Source organism: Streptomyces sp. NPDC085596 (assembly GCF_044541565.1).
Lineage (GTDB): Bacteria > Actinomycetota > Actinomycetes > Streptomycetales > Streptomycetaceae > Streptomyces.
Map to the genome: position 1 here is coordinate 384,081 of NZ_JBITTC010000007.1, position 18,467 is coordinate 402,547.

General features: G+C 71.0%; 17 protein-coding genes. 9 read left to right on the plus strand and 8 right to left on the minus strand.

All coding sequences use genetic code 11. The features are described from left to right. Positions 1 to 3: 3 nt before the first annotated feature. From pstA to pstS, 3 genes are all read right to left on the minus strand, one after another. A complete protein-coding gene (gene pstA, locus ACIGA3_RS22575; RefSeq protein ID WP_399718475.1) occupies positions 4 to 1,065 on the minus strand; it encodes a phosphate ABC transporter permease PstA in 1,062 nt (353 codons plus the stop codon). After that, complete coding sequence (gene pstC / locus ACIGA3_RS22580) at positions 1,062 to 2,066, minus strand: phosphate ABC transporter permease subunit PstC (RefSeq protein WP_399718478.1); 1,005 nt, start codon at positions 2,064 to 2,066, stop codon at positions 1,062 to 1,064. Before pstC ends, pstA begins: the two co-directional genes overlap by 4 nt. Before the next feature lie 134 nt (positions 2,067 to 2,200). Next, a complete protein-coding gene (gene pstS / locus ACIGA3_RS22585) occupies positions 2,201 to 3,322 on the minus strand; it encodes a phosphate ABC transporter substrate-binding protein PstS (protein WP_399718480.1) in 1,122 nt (373 codons plus the stop codon). A gap of 336 nt (positions 3,323 to 3,658) precedes the next feature. On the opposite strand from pstS, the gene ACIGA3_RS22590 reads away from it, so the two are divergent. After that, the gene (locus ACIGA3_RS22590; protein ID WP_399718481.1) at positions 3,659 to 5,224 is read left to right on the plus strand and encodes an FAD-binding oxidoreductase; all 1,566 of its coding nucleotides are present in this window, start codon (positions 3,659 to 3,661) and stop codon (positions 5,222 to 5,224) included. A gap of 74 nt (positions 5,225 to 5,298) precedes the next feature. On the opposite strand, the gene ACIGA3_RS22595 is transcribed toward ACIGA3_RS22590, so the two are convergent. The 4 genes from ACIGA3_RS22595 to ACIGA3_RS22610 all read right to left on the minus strand — a co-directional run bounded on the left by ACIGA3_RS22595 (position 5,299) and on the right by ACIGA3_RS22610 (position 9,254). Further along, positions 5,299 to 6,003, minus strand: a complete 705-nt coding sequence (locus tag ACIGA3_RS22595; protein WP_399718483.1) for a phosphatase PAP2 family protein — start codon at positions 6,001 to 6,003, stop codon at positions 5,299 to 5,301. A 229-nt stretch (positions 6,004 to 6,232) separates the two neighbouring features. Then, entirely contained in the window at positions 6,233 to 7,177 is a 945-nt protein-coding gene (locus tag ACIGA3_RS22600) for an NlpC/P60 family protein (RefSeq protein ID WP_399718533.1), read from the minus strand. A gap of 177 nt (positions 7,178 to 7,354) precedes the next feature. Then, on the minus strand, positions 7,355 to 8,122 hold the full coding sequence (locus tag ACIGA3_RS22605) for a trypsin-like serine peptidase (RefSeq protein WP_399718486.1): 768 nt from the start codon (positions 8,120 to 8,122) through the stop codon (positions 7,355 to 7,357). Positions 8,123 to 8,312: 190 nt separating this feature from the next. After that, entirely contained in the window at positions 8,313 to 9,254 is a 942-nt protein-coding gene (locus tag ACIGA3_RS22610; RefSeq protein WP_399718488.1) for an oxidoreductase, read from the minus strand. Between the two features lie 98 nt (positions 9,255 to 9,352). Here ACIGA3_RS22610 and ACIGA3_RS22615 point away from each other — a divergent pair, with 98 nt between their 5' ends. The 7 genes from ACIGA3_RS22615 to ACIGA3_RS22645 all read left to right on the plus strand — a co-directional run bounded on the left by ACIGA3_RS22615 (position 9,353) and on the right by ACIGA3_RS22645 (position 17,244). After that, positions 9,353 to 9,961 carry a TetR/AcrR family transcriptional regulator gene (locus tag ACIGA3_RS22615; RefSeq protein ID WP_399718491.1) on the plus strand — a complete coding sequence of 203 codons (609 nt, stop codon included), beginning with the start codon at positions 9,353 to 9,355 and terminating at the stop codon, positions 9,959 to 9,961. Positions 9,962 to 10,260: 299 nt separating this feature from the next. Continuing rightward, complete coding sequence (locus tag ACIGA3_RS22620) at positions 10,261 to 10,569, plus strand: hypothetical protein (protein WP_356777353.1); 309 nt, start codon at positions 10,261 to 10,263, stop codon at positions 10,567 to 10,569. Positions 10,570 to 10,679: 110 nt separating this feature from the next. After that, the gene (locus ACIGA3_RS22625) at positions 10,680 to 11,498 is read left to right on the plus strand and encodes a hypothetical protein (protein WP_399718494.1); all 819 of its coding nucleotides are present in this window, start codon (positions 10,680 to 10,682) and stop codon (positions 11,496 to 11,498) included. Beyond that, positions 11,488 to 12,807, plus strand: a complete 1,320-nt coding sequence (locus ACIGA3_RS22630; protein ID WP_399718495.1) for a hypothetical protein — start codon at positions 11,488 to 11,490, stop codon at positions 12,805 to 12,807. Before ACIGA3_RS22625 ends, ACIGA3_RS22630 begins: the two co-directional genes overlap by 11 nt. A gap of 14 nt (positions 12,808 to 12,821) precedes the next feature. Then, positions 12,822 to 14,363 (plus strand): SCO6880 family protein, encoded by a 1,542-nt coding sequence (locus ACIGA3_RS22635; protein ID WP_399718535.1) that lies wholly within the window; start codon positions 12,822 to 12,824, stop codon positions 14,361 to 14,363. A gap of 9 nt (positions 14,364 to 14,372) precedes the next feature. Continuing rightward, positions 14,373 to 15,785 (plus strand): ATP-binding protein, encoded by a 1,413-nt coding sequence (locus tag ACIGA3_RS22640; RefSeq protein WP_030804202.1) that lies wholly within the window; start codon positions 14,373 to 14,375, stop codon positions 15,783 to 15,785. Between the two features lie 10 nt (positions 15,786 to 15,795). Continuing rightward, entirely contained in the window at positions 15,796 to 17,244 is a 1,449-nt protein-coding gene (locus tag ACIGA3_RS22645) for a type VI secretion protein (RefSeq protein WP_399718498.1), read from the plus strand. On the opposite strand, the gene ACIGA3_RS22650 is transcribed toward ACIGA3_RS22645, so the two are convergent. After that, positions 17,233 to 17,793 carry a GNAT family N-acetyltransferase gene (locus tag ACIGA3_RS22650; RefSeq protein ID WP_399718501.1) on the minus strand — a complete coding sequence of 187 codons (561 nt, stop codon included), beginning with the start codon at positions 17,791 to 17,793 and terminating at the stop codon, positions 17,233 to 17,235. The genes ACIGA3_RS22645 and ACIGA3_RS22650 overlap by 12 nt on opposite strands. Positions 17,794 to 17,827: 34 nt before the next feature. On the opposite strand from ACIGA3_RS22650, the gene ACIGA3_RS22655 reads away from it, so the two are divergent. Further along, on the plus strand, positions 17,828 to 18,376 hold the full coding sequence (locus ACIGA3_RS22655) for a cysteine hydrolase family protein (RefSeq protein WP_399718504.1): 549 nt from the start codon (positions 17,828 to 17,830) through the stop codon (positions 18,374 to 18,376). Positions 18,377 to 18,467: the final 91 nt, after the last annotated feature.

Below are 18,467 nucleotides of genomic sequence, written 5' to 3' on the forward strand. Positions count from 1 at the left end.
CGGTCAGCGACCGGTCTTGGGGGCCTTCCAGCGGGCGATGCCGCGGGCCGCCAGGTTGAGGATCATCACGAACGCGATCAGCGTCAGCGAAGCGGCCCAGGCGCGGTCGTAGGCCGCGCCCGAGCCCGCGCTCTGCGCGTACTGCTGGTAGATGTACAGCGGCAGCGACGCCTGGGCGCCCTCGAAGGGGTTGGCGTTGATGAAGGGGTTGCCGAACACCAGCAGCAGCACCGGCGCGGTCTCGCCCGCGATCCGGGCGACGGCCAGCATGACGCCGGTCGTGATGCCGCCGAGCGAGGTGGGCAGGACCACCTTGAGGATGGTCCGCCACTTCGGGATGCCGAGCGCCAGGGACGCCTCGCGCAGCTCGTTGGGGACCAGCTTCAGCATCTCCTCGGTGGAGCGCACCACCACCGGCATCATCAGGATCGCCAGGGCCAGCGAACCGGCGAACCCGAACGGCTGGAGGTCGAGGATCAGCATCAGGCTGAGGATGAACAGGCCCGCGACGATCGACGGGATGCCCGTCATCACGTCGACGAAGAAGGTCACCGCCAGGGCGAGCCGGCCGCGCCCGTACTCCACCAGGTAGACCGCGGTGAGCACACCGATCGGGGCTCCGATGGCGGTGGCGAGGCCCACCTGCTCCAGGCTGCCGAGGATGGCGTGGTAGATGCCGCCGCCGGGCTCGGAGTCCGCGACCACGCCCATGGAGTGGCTGAGGAAGTAGCCGTCGAGGACCTTCACCCCGCGCGAGACGGTCGTCCAGACCAGCGACACCAGCGGGACGAGGGCCAGCAGGAACGCCACCCAGACCAGCGCGGTGGCGACCCGGTCCTTGGCCTGGCGGCGGCCCTCCGCGCGGGCCGCGACCACGTAGGTGCCGAGGACGAACAGCAGCGCGGCGATCAGGCCCCACTGGACGTGGCTGCTCAGGCCGGCCACCAGCCCGATGCCCACGGCCGCGGCCACGGACCCGGCCGCGACGGCCCACAGGGACCACTTCGGCAGCCCGGCGCCACGCCGCACACCGGCGCCGTCGCGGGGAGAAAGTGCGGTGCTCATGCGTTGGCCCCCGAGTACTCCTTGCGGCGGGCGATGATCGCGCGGGCCGCGCCGTTGACCAGCAGGGTGATGACGAACAGGACCAGACCGGAGGCGATCAGCGCGTCCCGGCCCTGCACGGACGCCTCACCGAACTTGGAGGCGATGTTCTGGGCGAAGGTGCCGCCGCCGGGGTCGAGCAGGCTGGCCTGGATCTCGTAGCTCGGGGAGAGCACGGTGGCCACCGCCATGGTCTCGCCGAGCGCCCGGCCGAGGCCCAGCATCGCGGCGGAGATCACGCCGGAGCGCCCGAAGGGCAGCACCGCCATGCGGACGACCTCCCAGCGGGTGGCGCCGAGGGCCAGCGCGGCCTCCTCGTGCATCCGGGGCACCTGGCGGAAGACCTCGCGGCTCACGTTGGTGATGATCGGCAGGATCATGATCGCCAGCAGGATGCCGACGGTCAGCATCGCGCGCGGGGCGCCGCCGTTCCAGGCGAAGATCCCGGTCCAGCCGAGGAACTGGTCCAGCCAGCCGTACAGGCCCTGCATGTGCGGGACGAGGATCAGGGCGCCCCACAGGCCGTAGACGATCGAGGGCACGGCGGCGAGCAGGTCGATCACATAGGCGATCGGGCCGCTCAGCCGGCGGGGGGCGTAGTGCGTGAGGAACAGCGCGATGGCCACCGCGACCGGCAGGGCCAGCCCCATGGCGACGATCGAGGAGACGACCGTGCCGAACGCCAGCACCGCGATGCCGAAGACCGGCGGGTCGGTGTTGGTGTTCCACTCGAAGGTGGTCAGGAAGTTGCCGTCGTCGGCGCTGATCGCCAGGCACGCGCGGTAGGTGAGGAAGACCGCGATCGCGGCCATGATCACCAGCAGCAGGATGCCCGAGCCTCGGGACAGGGCCAGGAAGATCCGGTCACCGGGGCGGGTCACACCGCGGGCCGTGGGCCGCGCGTCGGCGGCGGACCTCGGTGCGGGCGGGGGTGGTACGTGGGTGGTCGTCGATATGTCCATCGGGTTCTCCGGTCTGCTGAGCCGCGCGGGGCGGCTCACAGGAGCCGTACGCGGGGTACGGCTCCGGGCGGCGGTGCACCGGACGGTGCGCCCGGCCCCCACGAGCGGGGCCGGTGCGCACACGCGGGATCAGGTCAGCTCAGGCCGTCGACGGTGGTGCGGACCTTGGCGATGATCTCTTCGGGGATGGGCGCGTAGTCGTTCTGGGACAGCACCTTCTGGCCGTCCTCACTGGCGAGGTAGCGCAGGAACGCCTTGGTCGCGGCCAGCGTCTCGGGCTTGTTGCCCTTGTCGCAGACGATCTCGTACGTGACCAGGGTGAGCGGGTAGGCGCCCTCGGCCTTGGTCTGGTAGTCCAGCTTCAGGGCGAGGTCCTGGCCGGTGCCGACGACCTTGGCGGCCGCGATGTCGGCGGTGGCGGAGTCGGTGGAGGGCTTCACCGGGGTCTTGGCACCGGTGGCGATGGCCACGGTGTCCATGTCCTTGGCGTAGGACAGCTCGAAGTAGCCGATCGCGCCCTGGTTCTGCTTGACGCCCTGGGCCACACCGGCCGAGCCGGAGGCCGCCTGGCCGCCCTTGGCCTGCCACGCCTTGCCGCCCTCGTACTTCCAGTTGTCCGGGGTGGTGGCGATCAGGTACTTGGTGAAGTTGTCCGTGGTGCCGGAGTCCTCGGAGCGGTGGAACGCCTGGATCTTCAGGTCGGGCAGCTTCGCCGAGGGGTTCAGCTTCTTGATCGCCGCGTCGTTCCACTTCTGGATCTTGCTGTCGAAGATCTTGGCGAGCGTCGGGGCGTCCAGCACCAGGTTGTCCACGCCGGGCACGTTGTAGCCGAGCGCGATCGGGCCGCCGACCATCGGCAGGTCGATGCCCTGGCCGCCCTTGCAGACCTTCTTGGAGGCGACGACCTCCTCCGGCTTCAGCGGGGAGTCCGAGCCGGCGAACGCGATCTGGCCCTGGTTGAACGAGGTGACACCGGCACCGGAACCGGCGCCCTTGTAGTTGATCTGCACACCGCACGCCTGGGAGAAGTTCTTCACCCACGCGTCGATCGCGTTCTTCTGCGCCGAGGAGCCGTCCGCCAGCAGCTGTCCCTTGGCGCCGTCGCACTTGATCGAACCGGCCGCGGCCGACGACGACGAACCGCCCGGCTTCGTGCCCGTGTCGTCGGAACCGCACGCCGTCAGGGCCAGGGCACCGGAGACGGCGACCGCACCGAGCGAGAGGGCGCGCAGCCGGTTCTTGCGCTGAAGCTTCACGTTCGGAAGTTCCTTCCAGGAGCCGCCGCTAGGGGCGGCGTGCGACGTTGGGTGGTACGCGAGTGCATCTTGTCCGCACTCCGTACCGGCTACGGCCGAAATTAGGCAGAACAGGTGAAGCCGCCGATGGCCCGAAGTGAACGAGGGGTGAACCCCTGCCGTCGGCCCGGTGAGGTGACGGAACGCTCACGGCCAGGACACGCCGAGGTCCCGGCGTACGCCCGTTTCTGACGCGTTCTCGCCCCCGTCCGGAACCCCGGCCCCCCGGCCGCCGTCTGGCTCCAGGAAGGGCCACCCGGCCCGGTACGGCCGAGAACGGCAAGGGCGGCGAGCGACATGGACCGGCGGACGTTTCTCACGGGCGGCGCCACCGCCCTCACCGCACTCACCGGATGCGCACCGGGCGGCGACGCCTCCGCCCGGCCGGGGCCCTCCGGCTCCGCCGCCTCCGCCTCGGGGGTCTCCACCGCCACCCGGACCGCGTCCGCCAAGGCCGCCGCCGACTGGACCGCCCTCGCCCGCGACCTCGACGGCACCCTCGTCCGCCCCGGCGACGCCTCCTGGACCCCGGCCCGCCGCCTCTACAACACCCGCTTCGACACCCTGCGCCCGGCCGCCGTCGCCTACGCCGCCCACCCCGCCGACATCCGCACCCTGCTGGCATACGCCAGGGCCCGCCGGATCAAGGTGGCGATCCGCAACGGCGGCCACTCCTACGCCGGTTACTCCTCCGGCGACGGCCGCCTGATCCTCGACGTGTCCGCCCTGAACCGGGTGAGCGCCTCGGGCGGGCACGCGGTGGTGGGCGCGGGGGCCAAGCTGATCGACGTGTACCGGACGCTGGCCGCCAAGGGCGCGACCATACCGGCCGGCTCCTGCCCGACGGTCGGCATATCCGGCCTGGTCCTCGGCGGCGGCCATGGCGTCGCCTCCCGCGCCTACGGCCTGACCTGCGACAACCTCACCCAGGCCACCCTGGTCACGGCGGACGGCCGTACCCGCACCGCCGACGCCCGGGAGAACCCCGACCTGTTCTGGGCGCTGCGCGGCGCGGGCAACGGCAACTTCGGCGTCGTCACCGAGCTGCGCTTCACCACCCACCCCGCCCCGCAGGCCGTGACCGCCTCGCTGCGCTGGCCGTGGGCGAAGGCCGCGGCGGTGCTGAGGGCCTGGCAGGAGTGGGGGCCCGCCCAGCCGGACGAGATCTGGTCCGCGCTGCACCTGGAACGCGACCGGGGCCGCACCCCGACCGTCTCCGTCTCCTGCTTCTCGATGGGCACCCGAGGCGACCTGGAGAACGCGGTCGACCGCCTCGCCCACCGGGCCGGCGCCGACGCCTCCGCCGTCTCCATCCGCCGCCACGGCTACGAGGAGGCGATGGAGGTCTACGCCGGCTGCTCCGCCTTCGCCACCGACGCCCAGTGCCATCTGCCCGGCACCGCCCCCGGCCGCTCCCCGCGCGGCGCCCTGCACCGCGAGACCTACGCGGCCCGCTCCGACTTCTTCGACCGCTCGCTGCCCCAGGCGGGCGTGGAGACCCTGCTGAAGCGGATCGGCGCGATGTCCGGCGGCGCGGGCAGTGTGGCGCTCACCGCGCTGGGCGGCGCCGTCAACCGGGTCTCCCCCACCGCGACCGCCTTCGTGCACCGGCGCTCCCGGATGCTGGCCCAGTACCTCGCCTCCTGGGACGCGGGCACCTCCGGGTCGGCCGCCCGCTCCTGGCTGGACTCCGCCCACACCGCGATGCGCCCGTACGCCTCCGGCGCCGCCTACCAGAACTACACCGACCCGGCCCTGACCGACTGGCGCCGGGCCTACTACGGCAGCGCGGGCACCCGGCTCGGCGAGGTGAAGAAGCGGTACGACCCGGACCGCTTCTTCGGGTACGCGCAGGGGCTGTGAGACAGGGGTCGCGACATACGAGAAGGCCGTGGCTCCATGAGCCGCGGCCTTCTCGCCAAGTCGTCGTAGGCCGCCTACGCGGCCAGATCCTTCTCCCCCGACCCGGCCGGCTCGCGCCCGCCGGAGAACAGCGCGTCGCCGCGCTCACCGCCCGCCGGGCCGGCGCTCACCAGCCGTCCCACGCGCGGGGACCGGGCGATGGCCCGCACCAGCGGGGTGAGCAGCGCCGTCGCGGGCGGGGAGAGCAGCAGCGCGACCGCCGTACCGAGGGCGAAGCCGCCGATCACGTCGGTCGGGTAGTGCACCCCCATGTAGACCCGGCAGAAGCCCTCCAGCAGGGCGAGCGCGATACCGGCGATGCCGAAGCGGCGGTTGGCGACGAAGAGGCCGACGCCGAGCGCCATGGTGATCGTCGCGTGGTCGCTGACGAAGGAGTAGTCGCTCTTGCCCGCGATCAGGACGTCGAGCCCCTGGTGGTCCAGGAACGGGCGGGGCCGCTCCACGAAGCCCCGGATGGGGACGTTCACCAGTACGGCGACGGCTGCCGCGAGCGGCGCCCAGACCAGCGCGGCCACCGAGGACACCGCGTCCGGGCCGCCCTTGCGCCGGACCGTCAGCCAGCACGCCAGGACCAGCAGGACCATGGCCACCGGCAGCCCGTACTCACCGACGAACTCCATGACCCGGTCGAACCAGTGCGGAGCGGCCTTCGCCAGGCCGTTGATGTCGTAGAGCAGCTCGACGTCGGGGTTCGATCCGGATTCGGCGAGTACAGCCATGGTGCTGCGGCCCCTTCGTCGTCTTACCGGACGCACCCAGTGTGCGTCGCGCCAACCCCCCGTGGGTCGTAGATCCGCTTCCGTTGCACTGGCGCACTGACGTCTGCTCGGCTACGTGAACAGGAACGCACAGCACCTGTGAATACGTTCCACCCTCCACCGAATGATCACTCAGACGTTATCGAAGAGATACCCGTCCCCGCAGCTCAGGGGGTGGGTTGACGCTCCGCTACACACGGGTGGGCAGCGCTTTCGCGCCATCCTCGGTGACACGGGTGGCACCGAAGTAGTCACCCGTGTCGATCGGGTCGAACCGGATCACCGCACCCGTGCGCGGCGCGTCGATCATGTAGCCGCCGCCCACGTAGATGCCCACATGGTGGATGGCCCGCGAGTCGGCCGGGTCGTGCGAGAAGAACACCAGGTCACCGGGGAGCAGTTCGTTCCGCGCGGGATGCGGTCCCGCGTTGTACTGGTCGTTGGCCACCCTGGGCAGCGTGATCCCGACACGGTCGTACGACGCCTGCGTCAGCCCCGAGCAGTCGAACCGCCCGCTCTGCGCCGCCGTGCCGGTGCCGCCCCACAGATACGGGGTGCCGAGCTTGCTCTGCGCGTAGGCGATGGCCCCGGCGGCCTGCCGGGAGGGGTCGACGCGGGCGACCGGCGCGGCGAAGCTCTTGGCGAGCGTCGTGATCGTCTTCACGTAGTTCCGCGTCTCCCGGTACGGCGGCACGCCCCCGTACCGGATGACCGCGTACGCGCCCGCGTTGTAGGCGGCCAGCATGTTGGCCGAGACGTCACCGGGAACGTCCTTGACGTACTTGGCCAGTTCGCAGTCGTAGGAGGCGGCCGAGGGGATCGCGTCGTCGGGGTCCCACACGTCCCGGTCCCCGTCGCCGTCCCCGTCCACCCCGTGGGTGGCCCAGGTGCCGGGGATGAACTGCGCTATCCCCTGCGCCTTCGCGGGGCTGCGGGCACCGGGGTTGAACCCGCTCTCCTGGTACAACTGGGCCGCCAGCAAAGCCGGGTTGATGGCGGGACAGAGGTTGCCCCACTTCTGCACCAGCGTCTGGTACGCCGCCGGGACGGCCCCCTTGGCCAGCCCGACACCGCCGGCGGCGATCCCGCCCGCGAGGTTGCCCGCGACGATGTACACCCCGACGACGAGCAGCATCACGAAGCTCAGGCCGAGCCCGATCGCGGCGCCCCCGGCCACCCATACTTTGCGCACGGGTCAACCCTCCCCCATATCGGCCCGGTTCAAGGCCGCTTTACCCCCGCGCCCGCCTCTCAGGCCAACAATTCGGCCTATCCGTGACCGGTCCGACGCCGCTCAGGACTTGACGCCCCCTCAGGACCTGACGGCCGCCCGGTACAGCGCGGCCGCCCCGCTCCCCAGCACCACGCTGTAGGAGACGTCCGCCGTCGAGCCGCCCCGCTCGTGCCCGCCGAGCACCCCGACCACCTGCCCGGCCCCGTTCACCCAGGGGCTGCCACTGGTCCCGCCGGTGAAGCCGGGGCAGCGCACACGTTGTTGGGTACGGCCGCGCGCCACCGGCCGGTCGGTGCACATGACCGGCACCTCGCGGGCGTCGGGGTGGCCGACGAGGGTGACGGCACTCGAGCCGGTCGCGGTCCCGCTGGTGAACCGGTTCGCGCCGACCACGTCCTCGACCCGCCTGCCGTCCAGCTCCCCGACGTGCGCGAAGGCCACGTCACTGTCCTCGTCCTTGTCCGCCGTCCACCCCTCGGGCAGCACCCACGCGCCCACCGGCCACATCCCGTACGGGGCTCTGCCGTCCCGGTAGCCCGGCGCGAAGAACAGCTTGCCGTCCACGTGGGTGATGCAGTGCGCGGCGGTGATGAGCAGATCGCGGCCGGGGCTGTGCACAACCGAGGCGGTGCAGAAGTGGTCGCGCCTCGGCCGGCCCGTACTGTCCGCGCCGAACAGCGTGCCCACCCGAGCGGTCCGCGCGTCGGCGGGCGCCGTCACGGTCACCTCCAGCGGGCCACGGCCGTCATCGGCGGCCGCGACGGACGCCGAGGTCAGGGCGAGCATCACCACCGCGCCGAGCAGGGCGGGCCGCGAGGTGACCGGGTTGCGTGAGCTGCGCTTCATCAGTCCTCACTCTGTCCCCCCAGGGTGAGAAACCTGCCCGGACTTCGCTGAGATTCTCCTGTGAACCGCCCTCGCACGAACCGCCGTCGCATGAACCGCCGTCGTACGAACCGCCGTCGGCCGAAATGCCGTCAAAGGCCGAAGTGCCGTCCAACCTACCGACGTCGGCCCCGCCCCGCCCGTCCTGCGGTCACACCCTGTCAACGTCCCCGGTCGCGGGCGCCTCGAGCCCCCAGTCCACCCCGGTCAGCTCCTCGGACAGCGTCCACAGCCGCCGGGCGGCCACCGGATCGCTCGCCGCCGCGCTGCGGCCGACCAGCGCGGGGGCGCCGCGCATCTCGCCGAGGCCGCCGGGGCCGGCGTAGGACGCGCCGGGCAGGTCCTCGGTGGCCGCGTACAGGGTGGGCAGGGCGCCGCCCTTGTCGTCCTGGGCGAACACCTTGTTGCCGATGCCCATGAAGGCACGGGCCACCGGGCTCGCGGCATGGCTCTGGAGGTTGGTGGCCGCGTAGCCGGGGTGGGCGGCGAGGGCGCGCACCGGTGACCCGGCCTCGGCGAGGCGCCGCTGGAGCTCCAGGGTGAACAGCAGGTTGGCCAGCTTGGACTGGGCGTAGGCGCGGCTCGGGGTGTAGCGGCCGCGCAGGTTGACGTCGTCGAAGCTGATCCGGCCGTCCCCGCCGCGGTGCAGCCCCGAGGAGACGGTCACCACGCGGTCGGTGACGTGCGGCAGCAGCAGGTTGGTCAGGGCGAAGTGCCCGAGGTGGTTGGTGCCGAACTGGGTCTCGAAGCCCTGCTTCGTCCGCCCCTCCGGCAGCATCATCACGCCCGCGTTGTTGATCAGCAGGTCCAGCGGGCGGTCCCAGCCGGCGGCGAACTCGCGCACCGAGTCCAGGTCCGCCAGGTCCAGGCGGCGCACCTCGGTGCTCCCGCTCACCCGGCCCGCCGCGGCGGCACCCCGCGCCGGGTCCCGCACCGCGAACACCACATGTGCCCCGGCCCGCGCCAGCGCGGAGGCGGCGGCGAAGCCGATCCCGCTGTTGGCACCGGTCACCACGGCCGTACGGCCGCTCAGATCGGGCAGACGGTCCACATTCCACTGGCGCGCACCGCGCGCTTCGCTCGTATCGGCCATGGGCTCAATGTAGGCAACGCCAACAATGCTGTCAACGACAACAATGCAGCCACCGCCAACAAAGCTGGCGCCGACAACATCGGGATACGATGACCCGCATGCCGCGCATCTCCACAAGCCGCCCGTACCACCACGGCGATCTGCGCGCCGCCCTGCTGGAGAGCGCCGAACGCACCCTGCGCGAGAAGGGCGCCGCCGCCCTCTCCCTGCGCGAACTGGCCCGCGCCACCGGCGTCAGCCACGCCGCCCCCGGCCGCCACTTCAAGGACAAGCAGGCCCTCCTCGACGCCCTCGCCCTCGCCGGCTACCAGCGGCTGAACCAGGCCCTCACCGCCGCGACCGCCGACGACCCCGACGCGGACCTCGAGCGGCACATGACCGCCCTCGCCCGCGCCTACCTCGGCTTCGCCGTCGACAACCCCGAGCTGCTGGAGCTGATGTTCGCGCGCAAGCACGACCCCGACAGCTCCGACCTGCTCGCCGCCGCCGTCGACCAGTCGCTCGGCGCCCTCACCCGCACCTTCGTCCGCGCCCAGGAACGCGGCGAGATCGTCCAGGGCGACCCCGAGCGCATCACCCTCGCCGCCGCCGCGAGCCTGCACGGCCTCGCCGCCCTCATCGCCGGCTGCGCCCTGGACGCCGAGGAGGCCCTGGCCGGTCTGGACGCCCACGTCCACCTACTGCTGCACGGACTCAAACCCCGCTGACCCGGCGTGAGAACATCGTCTCGACGTCTCACCCGACCGGCCGTCAGAAACCGTGCCGGGAAGCCGAAGGGCCGTAAAAGAGCCCAACGACGGAACCACACCACAGGTTTCGCTCCCGCGTCATTGCCCGGCGTGACCTGCCGTGATACACAGAGTGACCGTACGCGCCAAATGTACGAGACCCGCCTGTGAATGCCGCCAAGTCGACATACGACGGCGACGTTGTCGGCGACAATGAGTCCCGACCTCTGCACACCGCAGGGGAGCGGCACAACTACCCATCAGGGGCGGTGACTTACATGTTCTTTGCGGCCGACAAGGGAGACATCAACACCATCATCGGCGGAATCGCCCCGGACTGGGGGCCTTTCGGCAGCCTGGGCAACGAGGCGAAGGTGATGATCGAGGTGGTGATGGCCGTCGCCATCCTGCTCTGCCTCGGCATCGCCATCTGGGGCGCGGCCAAACAGCGCATCGGCGCCACCGCCTTGCGGGACACCTTCAGCGCGGAACAGGGCAAGGGACTCATCATCGCGGGCCTCACCGGGGTCTTCATCATCGGCTCCCTCGGCACGCTGTTCACCATCGTGTACGGCATGGCCGTCTGACGCCCCGACCTAGGTTGCGTTTCCCTGATGTCCAGTCACCACACCGCGCCCGCGCGAGGACCAGCCCGGCTACCGTCGTATGAACACGAGGCGGAGAGGGCGTACGCGGCATGAGCACCTCAGGCGAGCACGGCTACCCCGACACCGGGCACACCCGCACCCACCTGCCCGGCGGCGACCCCTACGGCGGCGCCCCCCGCCGCACCCCCCGCTCCTCCTCCCGCAGCCTCATCACGGTCGTCGGCGTAGTCGTCCTCCTCATCGCAGCCATCGCCTTCGCCAACCGCGACAACTCCCCGTCGACGGACCAGCCGACAAAGAACCCCAACCACCCGGCGGCAGCCCCAACCGCCCCTTCAGGCACCACCCCGGTCCCCACAACGGAAAACGGCATCCCCACACACTTCCCCCACACGAAACAGGGGGCGGAGAGCGCGGCGGCCAATTACGCGGTGGCGCTGGTTTCGGCCGACATCCTCAAGCCTCAGCGACGTAGCGAGATCGTCAGAGAGGTGTTCGTCGTCGATCAACAGGCCGCGCTGACGGACAAGTTCAACAAGGCGTACAACAAGCAGTTCCTGAGCAACATCGGCCTGGACCAGAACGGGAACTCTGGCGCCGGACACACCTACGTCTCCCGTACGGCACCCCTGGGAACCAAGCCCACCGCCTACTCGGCTTCCGCCGCCACTGTCGAGGTCTGGTGCACCGGTGTGTTCGGCACCGCCGGTGAGGACTCGACCAACCCGGTCACGAGTGACTGGTTCACCATGACGCTTCAGCTGCGCTGGGAGAACGGCGACTGGAAGGCCGCGGGCTTCTCCCAGCAGGACGGCCCCGCGCCCATCCCCGGTGACGGCAAAGCGTCCAGCGCAGACCAGATGGCCAAGGCAGTCGAGGAGTACGGAGGCTTCACCTATGCCCGGTAGCCCGCGAAGCCTGCTCAAGGTCACCGCTGCCTTCGGCACCCTCCAGAGCGCTGTCATCCTCCTCGCCACCCATGCGGTCGCCGCTCCCACGCCTTCGCCGAAGAAGTGCGATCTCATCGTCGGGCCCGCCAAGCAGTTCTGCGAGAAGGATGACAGCGGCGGCAGCTCCCGCAAAGGTCTCACCACCGACAACCCCCTCACCTCCTCCCTCGACCCCCTCTCCTCCCTCGCCAAGGGCTGTGCGGATGCCGCGTCCTGGACGATCGGGAAGCTGAGTGACGCGGTGAAGGAGACGGCGAACGTCGACTTCACGAATCAGAAGTTCCTCCAGCAGTACGCGGTGGTCTTCGCCGCCTCCACGATCCTCACCCTCGTCCTGTGGCTCCTGGCCGTCGCCAAGCGAGCGGTACGAGGCGTCCCCCTCACCACCGCCATCTCCGAAGCCGTCGGCTTCCTCTGGCTCACGGTGCTGGCCTCCGCCTTCACCCCCCTGATCCTCTACACCGTCGTCTCCGCCGCGGACGGCGTCTCCGACGTCCTGGCGAAAGCCACCGGCGACCAGGCCGACACCTTCTTCGGCACCTTCTCCGCCGCCCTGAACAAAGGCGACGACATCGGCGGCGGCCCCATCATGCTGATCGTCGTCTCCCTGGTCAGCATCCTCGCCGCAGGCGTCCTCTGGCTCGAACTCGTCATCCGCGCCGCCCTGCTGTACGTAGGCGCCCTCCTCGGCACCGTCGTCTACGCGGGCCTCGTCGACAAGAACCTGTGGGGCCACGTCCGCCGCTGGGCCGGCATCATGATCGCCGTCATCCTGGTCAAACCGGTCATCGTCATCGTTCTCGGCCTCGCCGGCGCCCTCTCCGGCGACACCGGCCCCGACGCCTTCTCCGCCGTCGTCTCCGGCCTCTCCATCATCCTGCTCGCCATCTTCGCCAGCGCGATGATCTACCGCTTCGTCCCCGGCTTCGGCGACGAGATCGCCGGCTCCCGCAACAACCGCATCATGCAGGGCGCCGAAGGCAAGGCCGCCGCCGTCATCAGCTCCCCCGCCACCCTCGTCGCCCAGGGCATCAAGACCCACAGCACCCGCGCCGACAACAACGCGGGCGGCGGCCAGAGCGCGAGCACCCCCCGCCCCGCCAACCCGGCCAGCGGCGGCGTCGCCGCCCACAGCGGCCGCACCCCCCAGAGCGGCGCGGCCCCCGCCGCGGCCCCCGCGCCCCGCGCCCCCAGCCCGGCCAACACCCCGCACGCCGGCAACACCCGCAACAGCAGCACCAACCGCTCTGGAGGTGAAGGGCGTTGACGACCGAGGCCCACATGTCCCATCCGGTCACGCCCCGCCGTACCTATCTCATCGGCCGCGCCCGGCCCAACGCGATCATCGGCCGCAACCGCGAGTCCGGCGAGATCGCCCTGATCGTCGCCGGCGCGTTCCTCGGCATGATGTGCGGCCTCCTCGTCCCCGCCCTCCCCCTGCGCATCGCACTCCTCAGCGGCTTCCCGATGCTCGCGCTCGCCGCGGTCTACGTGCCGTACAAGCGCCGCACCTTCTACAAGTGGTTCGAGATCAACCGCTCCTACAAGCGCACCGTCAAGCGCGAGGCCGTCTACCGCTCCCCCGTCATGGAGTCCGGCACCCGCCTCGACGGCCGCGAGGTCGAGATCGGCCCGCCCCCCGGCATCGGCCGCATCAACTGGCTCGCCGCCCCCTTCGGCCCCGACGAGATCGCCGTACTGCTGCACGCCGACCGCAAGACCGTCACCGCCGCCATCGAGATCGAGGGCCCCGGCGTCGGCCTGCGCGACTCCGAGGACCAGGAAGCCCTCGTCGACCGCTTCGGCACCCTCCTCAAACACGTGGCCAACGGCGACGGCTTCGTCACCCGCATCCAGATGCTCGCCCGCACGCTGCCCGCCGACCCCGACGCCCACGCCAAGGACGTCGTACTGCGCGGCGACGGCCGCTCCCCCGAGTGGCTCCAGCACTCCTACGACCAGCTCCAGTCCATGGTCTCCACCAGCAGCGAGCAGCACCGCGCCTACCTGGTCGCCTGCATGAACTACAACCGCGACCTGGCCGCCGAGGCCCACGCCATGGCCCGCGCCGCCCGCCCCCAGGCCGGCCGCAAGCTCGACCGCGACGCCGGACTCGCCATCGTCATGGCCCGCGAGCTGACCGACATCTGCTCCCGCCTCCAGGAAGCCGACATCCGGGTCCGCCAGCCCCTCGGACAGGGCCGCCTCTCCTCCCTGATCCACTCCATGTACGACCCGGACCACCCCATCGACCACATCCAGGCCATGACCCAGCGCAACGCCTGGCCCGCCGAGCTGAACGCCATGGAGCCCACCTACCTCCAGGCCAAGACCCGCGAGTCCACCACCCGCGCCCCCTGGTGCCACGCCACCGCCTGGGTGAAGGAGTGGCCGATGACCCCCGTCGGCGTCAACTTCCTCGCCCCGCTCCTCGTCCACACCCCGGACGTCATCCGCACCGTCGCCGTCACCATGGACCTCGAACCCACCGAGGTCGCCATCGAGCGCATGCTGACGGAGAAGACCAACGACGAGGCCGAGGCATCACGCGCGGCCAAGATGAACCGCACCGTCGACCCGCGCGACGTCGCCGCCCACTCCCGCCTCGACCAGCGCGGCGAGGACCTCGCCAGCGGAGCCGCCGGCGTCAACCTCGTCGGCTACATCACCGTCTCCGCCCGCTCCCCCGAGGCCCTCAACCGCGACAAGCGCACCATCCGCGCCTCGGCGGGCAAGTCGTACCTGAAGCTGGAGTGGTGCGACCGCGAGCACCACCGCGCGTTCGTGAACACCCTCCCGTTCGCCACCGGCATCCGAAGGTAGAGGCTCTCCATGCGAGATCCGCTGTCCGTCCTGACCGACGCCTTCACGTCCTTCCTCTTCGGGAAGGTCGAGACCACCCGGCTCCCGGTGCGCACCTCCACCGGCCAGGCCCAGGCGGTCTACCTGCCGACGGCCGCCCCCGGCCTCGGCGACTCCGGCGTCATCATCGGCCGCGAGGTCTACTCCGGGAAGGGCTACATCTACGACCCCTTCCAGCTGTACGGCCAGCAACTCCCCGCCCCGCACTGGCTGGTCCTCGGCGAGTCCGGCAACGGCAAGTCGGCGCTGGAGAAGACGTACGTCCTGCGCCAGCTCCGCTTCAAGGACCGCCAGGTCGTCGTCCTGGACGCCCAGGGCGAGGACGGCGTCGGCGAATGGAACCTCATCGCGGAGGAGCTGGGGATAACCCCCATCCGGCTCGACCCGACCGCCGCCCTCAACCACGGCATCCGCCTCAACCCGCTCGACCCCGCGATCACCACCACGGGCCAGCTCGCGCTGCTCCGCACGATCATCGAGGTCGCGCTCGGCCACGGCCTGGACGAACGCTCCGGCTTCGCCCTCAAGGTCGCCCACTCCTACGTCAACGAGACCATCGTCGACCGCCAGCCCGTCCTCATGGACATCGTCGAGCAGCTACGGCACCCCGAGCCGGAGTCCGCCGAGGCGATGAACGTCGCCATAGACGACGTACGCGCCTGGGGCCTGGACGTCGCCCTGGTGATCGACCGGCTGGTCGACGGCGACCTGCGCGGCATGTTCGACGGCCCGACCACGGTCGGCATCGACCTGGACGCCCCGCTGATCGTCTTCGACCTCTCCCACATCGACCGCAACTCCATCGCCATGCCGATCCTGATGGCGATCGTCGGCGTGTGGCTGGAGCACACCTGGATCAGGCCCGACCGCAAGAAGCGCATCTTCCTGGTCGAGGAAGCCTGGCACATCATCAACAGCCCGTTCGTGGCCCAGCTGTTCCAGCGGCTGCTGAAGTTCGGCCGCCGTCTCGGCCTGTCCTTCGTCGCCGTCGTCCACCACCTCTCCGACGTGGTCGACGGCGCGGCGGCGAAGGAGGCGGCCGCGATCCTCAAGATGGCCTCCACCCGGACCATCTACGCCCAGAAGGCCGACGAGGCCAGAGCGACCGGCCGGGTCCTCGGCCTGCCCCGCTGGGCCGTCGAGATCATCCCGACGCTCACCCCCGGCATCGCGGTCTGGGACGTCAACGGCAACGTCCAGGTGGTCAAGCACCTGGTCACGGAGACGGAACGCCCGCTGGTCTTCACCGACCGGGCGATGACCCAGTCCTCCGACGACCTCGCGGCCGACGACGCCCTGCGCGCCGCCGAGCTGGAGGCCGAGCAGCGGGCCGCGGCCTTCGTGGAACAGCACGTGGGCGACTCCGAATCGACGGTGGCGTAGGGAGAAGAGGGTGCGAGCGGACGAGCGGGACGGCCGGGACACCGGACGCGCGGGCCAGAGCGGCGGGATTCCGGACGGCCTGCTGGTCGGCCTGCTCGGTTTCCTCCTGGGCATGACGGTGCTGGTCTGGACGGCGACCGGTCTGGCCGCCCTCTTCGCCCGAGGCACCTGGCCGGCCCCGCTCGCCTTCACCCGCACCCCGATGGCCATACGCCATCTCGTCGCCCGCCCGCACGACATCACCGGCGCCTGGCCCGACACCCCGCCGGCCCAGCTCCCCGGCTGGGGCCTGTTCTGGGGCCTGTTCATCGGCCAGCTGCTGATCCTGCTCGTCCTGACGGTCTTCGTCCTCGGCACCATCGCCCGCTGGCGCGCGGGCCGGGTACGCCGGACCGCGGAGCCGCCCGGGCCGGCCATGCCGGAGCCGGAGAAGGTGCCGGAGCCCCGCACAGAGCAGCCGACCCCTGTAGCGCCACCTGAGCCCGTCGTGGAACACATCCCGCCCGAGGTCCCGACTCCCGAGGTCCCGACTCCCCAGGGCCCCCTGCTCTACGGCACCCCCGAGACCCGTCACGCCTGCGCCACCGCGGCCCTCCAGGACGCCCCCGGCCCCGCCCTGGTCGTCACCTCGAACCCGGCGCTGTGGCAGGACACCAAGGACGCGCGGGCCAAGCTCGGCCCCGTCCTCCTCTACGACCCCACCCACCGCTGCGACACCCCGGCCCGCCTGCACTGGTCCCCCACGGCGGGCTGCGAGGACCGCCCCACCGCACTGAGCCGGGCCACGGCACTCCTCGCCCCCGTCCGCCCCACGGCCCGCATCGACCAGGCCGTCACCGACACCGCCACCACCCTGCTGCGCAGCTACCTGCACGCCGCCGCACTGGACGGCCGCACCATCCGCCACGTCCACCGCTGGACCCAGGGCACCCAGCTCCAGGACGCGGTACGCACCCTGCGCACCCACCCCAAGGCGGCGCCCGGCTCCGCCGGCGAGCTGGAGGCAGCCCTCACCTCGCACCCGGAACGCCGGGACATCGCCCAGGAGTTGACCAGCCGCGCCCTGTCCGCACTGCTCACGGTGAACATCCGGGAGTCCTGCACCCCACACCGAACCGACACGCTCGCCCTGGATTCCTTCGTCCACGAAGGGGGCACGCTCTATGTGGTCGGTGAACCCATCGAGGACCCCAGGACACAGCCGGGCGCGATGCCCCTGCTGACGGCCCTCGTCTCCAGCGTGGTCGAGCACGGCCGGCGCATGGCCGAACGGTCATCCTCCGGTCGGCTCGACCCACCACTCACCCTGGTCCTCGACGACGTGGCAGCGGTCGCCCCCGTCCCCCAGCTCCCCGAACTGCTCGCCACCGGCACGGCCCAGGGCCTGCCCACGCTGGCCCTGCTCCGCTCCCGCGAACAGGCACGCGCCCGCTGGCCCCACGAGGACCTACCGGTCTAGCGCGAACTCCAGCTCCCGCTCGTCCTCGTTCTTCGAGAACGACACGACCAGCCCGGTCGGCTTGAACCCGGCCCGCAGATAGGCCCCTTGGGCCCGCGGATTGTCGGCATGCACGAAAAGCCGCACCCGCTCCGCACCCTGCTCCCAGGCCCACGCCACACCCGCGTCCAGCAACTCCTGGATCAGCCCGTTCCCCCGGTGCTCCGGCCGCACGAACACCCCGACGACATGCCCCTGCCGCCGCTCGACCGCATACCCGGCCCAGTCCTCGCCGCCGGCCTCCTCCAGCAGCACGGTGACCGACCCGGCCCACCCTCCGCCCGGCGCCTCGGCCACGAACTGCCGCACCCCGCTCCCCTCGGCCCCGGCCCCGGCAGCCCGCTCCCGCCAGAACGAATCCGGCCTGGCAGCGGCATCCTCATACGTCTCCAGAAACGCGAGATGAGCGACCGGGTCCCGCAGCGCATCGAGCCGCAACCGCTTCACATCCCCCCACTCCTGCTCCCGCACCGCCCGGACCACATACCCCTGACCACCCACAACTCCCATGGGCCCCACGGTAGTACGCCCTTAGAGTGGCCCCATGACAACACTGCAAGACCGGCCGTACACCGCACTTCTCGTCATCGATGTCCAGAACGGGGTGGTGGCAGACGCGCACAACCGCGAGGGCGTCATCGCGAACATCAACACACTGATCGACAAGGCGCGGGCCTCGCGTGTGCCGGTCGTCTGGGTCCAGCACTCGGACGACGAACTGCCCCGGGACGGGGCGGAGTGGCAGCTGGTGCCCGAGCTGAAGCGCCTCGACGGCGAACCCCTCGTCCACAAGAGCTACTGGGATTCCTTCGAAGACACCGACCTGGAGTCCATCCTGTCCGAGCACCAGGTGGGCCGGCTCGTCGTCACGGGCGCGCAGAGCGACTTCTGTATCCGCTCCACGCTGCACGGCGCACTCACCCGCGGCTACGACGCGACGCTGGTATCCGACGCCCACACCACTGAAGACCTGACCCAGCACGGAGTCCCGAGCCCCGACCAGGTGATCGCCCACACCAACTTCTACTGGTCAGGGCAGCAGGTACCCGGCCGCAAGGGCGGAATCGCGGAAACGGCCGAAATTTCCTTCTGAACGCAGAAAACCCCCGCACCAAAAGGTGCGGGGGTTTCCCATAAAATTTGTTCGGCGGCGTCCTACTCTCCCACAGGGTCCCCCCTGCAGT

Bases quoted from the DNA above. Each gene is read 5' to 3' on its own strand.
- pstA (WP_399718475.1), bottom strand. From the start codon at position 1,065: ATGAGCACCGCACTTTCTCCCCGCGACGGCGCCGGTGTGCGGCGTGGC.
- pstC (WP_399718478.1), bottom strand. From the start codon at position 2,066: ATGGACATATCGACGACCACCCACGTACCACCCCCGCCCGCACCGAGG.
- ACIGA3_RS22590 (WP_399718481.1), top strand. From the start codon at position 3,659: ATGGACCGGCGGACGTTTCTCACGGGCGGCGCCACCGCCCTCACCGCA.
- ACIGA3_RS22595 (WP_399718483.1), bottom strand. From the start codon at position 6,003: ATGGCTGTACTCGCCGAATCCGGATCGAACCCCGACGTCGAGCTGCTC.
- ACIGA3_RS22600 (WP_399718533.1), bottom strand. From the start codon at position 7,177: ATGCTGCTCGTCGTCGGGGTGTACATCGTCGCGGGCAACCTCGCGGGC.
- ACIGA3_RS22605 (WP_399718486.1), bottom strand. From the start codon at position 8,122: ATGAAGCGCAGCTCACGCAACCCGGTCACCTCGCGGCCCGCCCTGCTC.
- ACIGA3_RS22610 (WP_399718488.1), bottom strand. From the start codon at position 9,254: ATGGCCGATACGAGCGAAGCGCGCGGTGCGCGCCAGTGGAATGTGGAC.
- ACIGA3_RS22615 (WP_399718491.1), top strand. From the start codon at position 9,353: ATGCCGCGCATCTCCACAAGCCGCCCGTACCACCACGGCGATCTGCGC.
- ACIGA3_RS22620 (WP_356777353.1), top strand. From the start codon at position 10,261: ATGTTCTTTGCGGCCGACAAGGGAGACATCAACACCATCATCGGCGGA.
- ACIGA3_RS22625 (WP_399718494.1), top strand. From the start codon at position 10,680: ATGAGCACCTCAGGCGAGCACGGCTACCCCGACACCGGGCACACCCGC.
- ACIGA3_RS22630 (WP_399718495.1), top strand. From the start codon at position 11,488: ATGCCCGGTAGCCCGCGAAGCCTGCTCAAGGTCACCGCTGCCTTCGGC.
- ACIGA3_RS22635 (WP_399718535.1), top strand. From the start codon at position 12,822: ATGTCCCATCCGGTCACGCCCCGCCGTACCTATCTCATCGGCCGCGCC.
- ACIGA3_RS22640 (WP_030804202.1), top strand. From the start codon at position 14,373: ATGCGAGATCCGCTGTCCGTCCTGACCGACGCCTTCACGTCCTTCCTC.
- ACIGA3_RS22650 (WP_399718501.1), bottom strand. From the start codon at position 17,793: ATGGGAGTTGTGGGTGGTCAGGGGTATGTGGTCCGGGCGGTGCGGGAG.
- ACIGA3_RS22655 (WP_399718504.1), top strand. From the start codon at position 17,828: ATGACAACACTGCAAGACCGGCCGTACACCGCACTTCTCGTCATCGAT.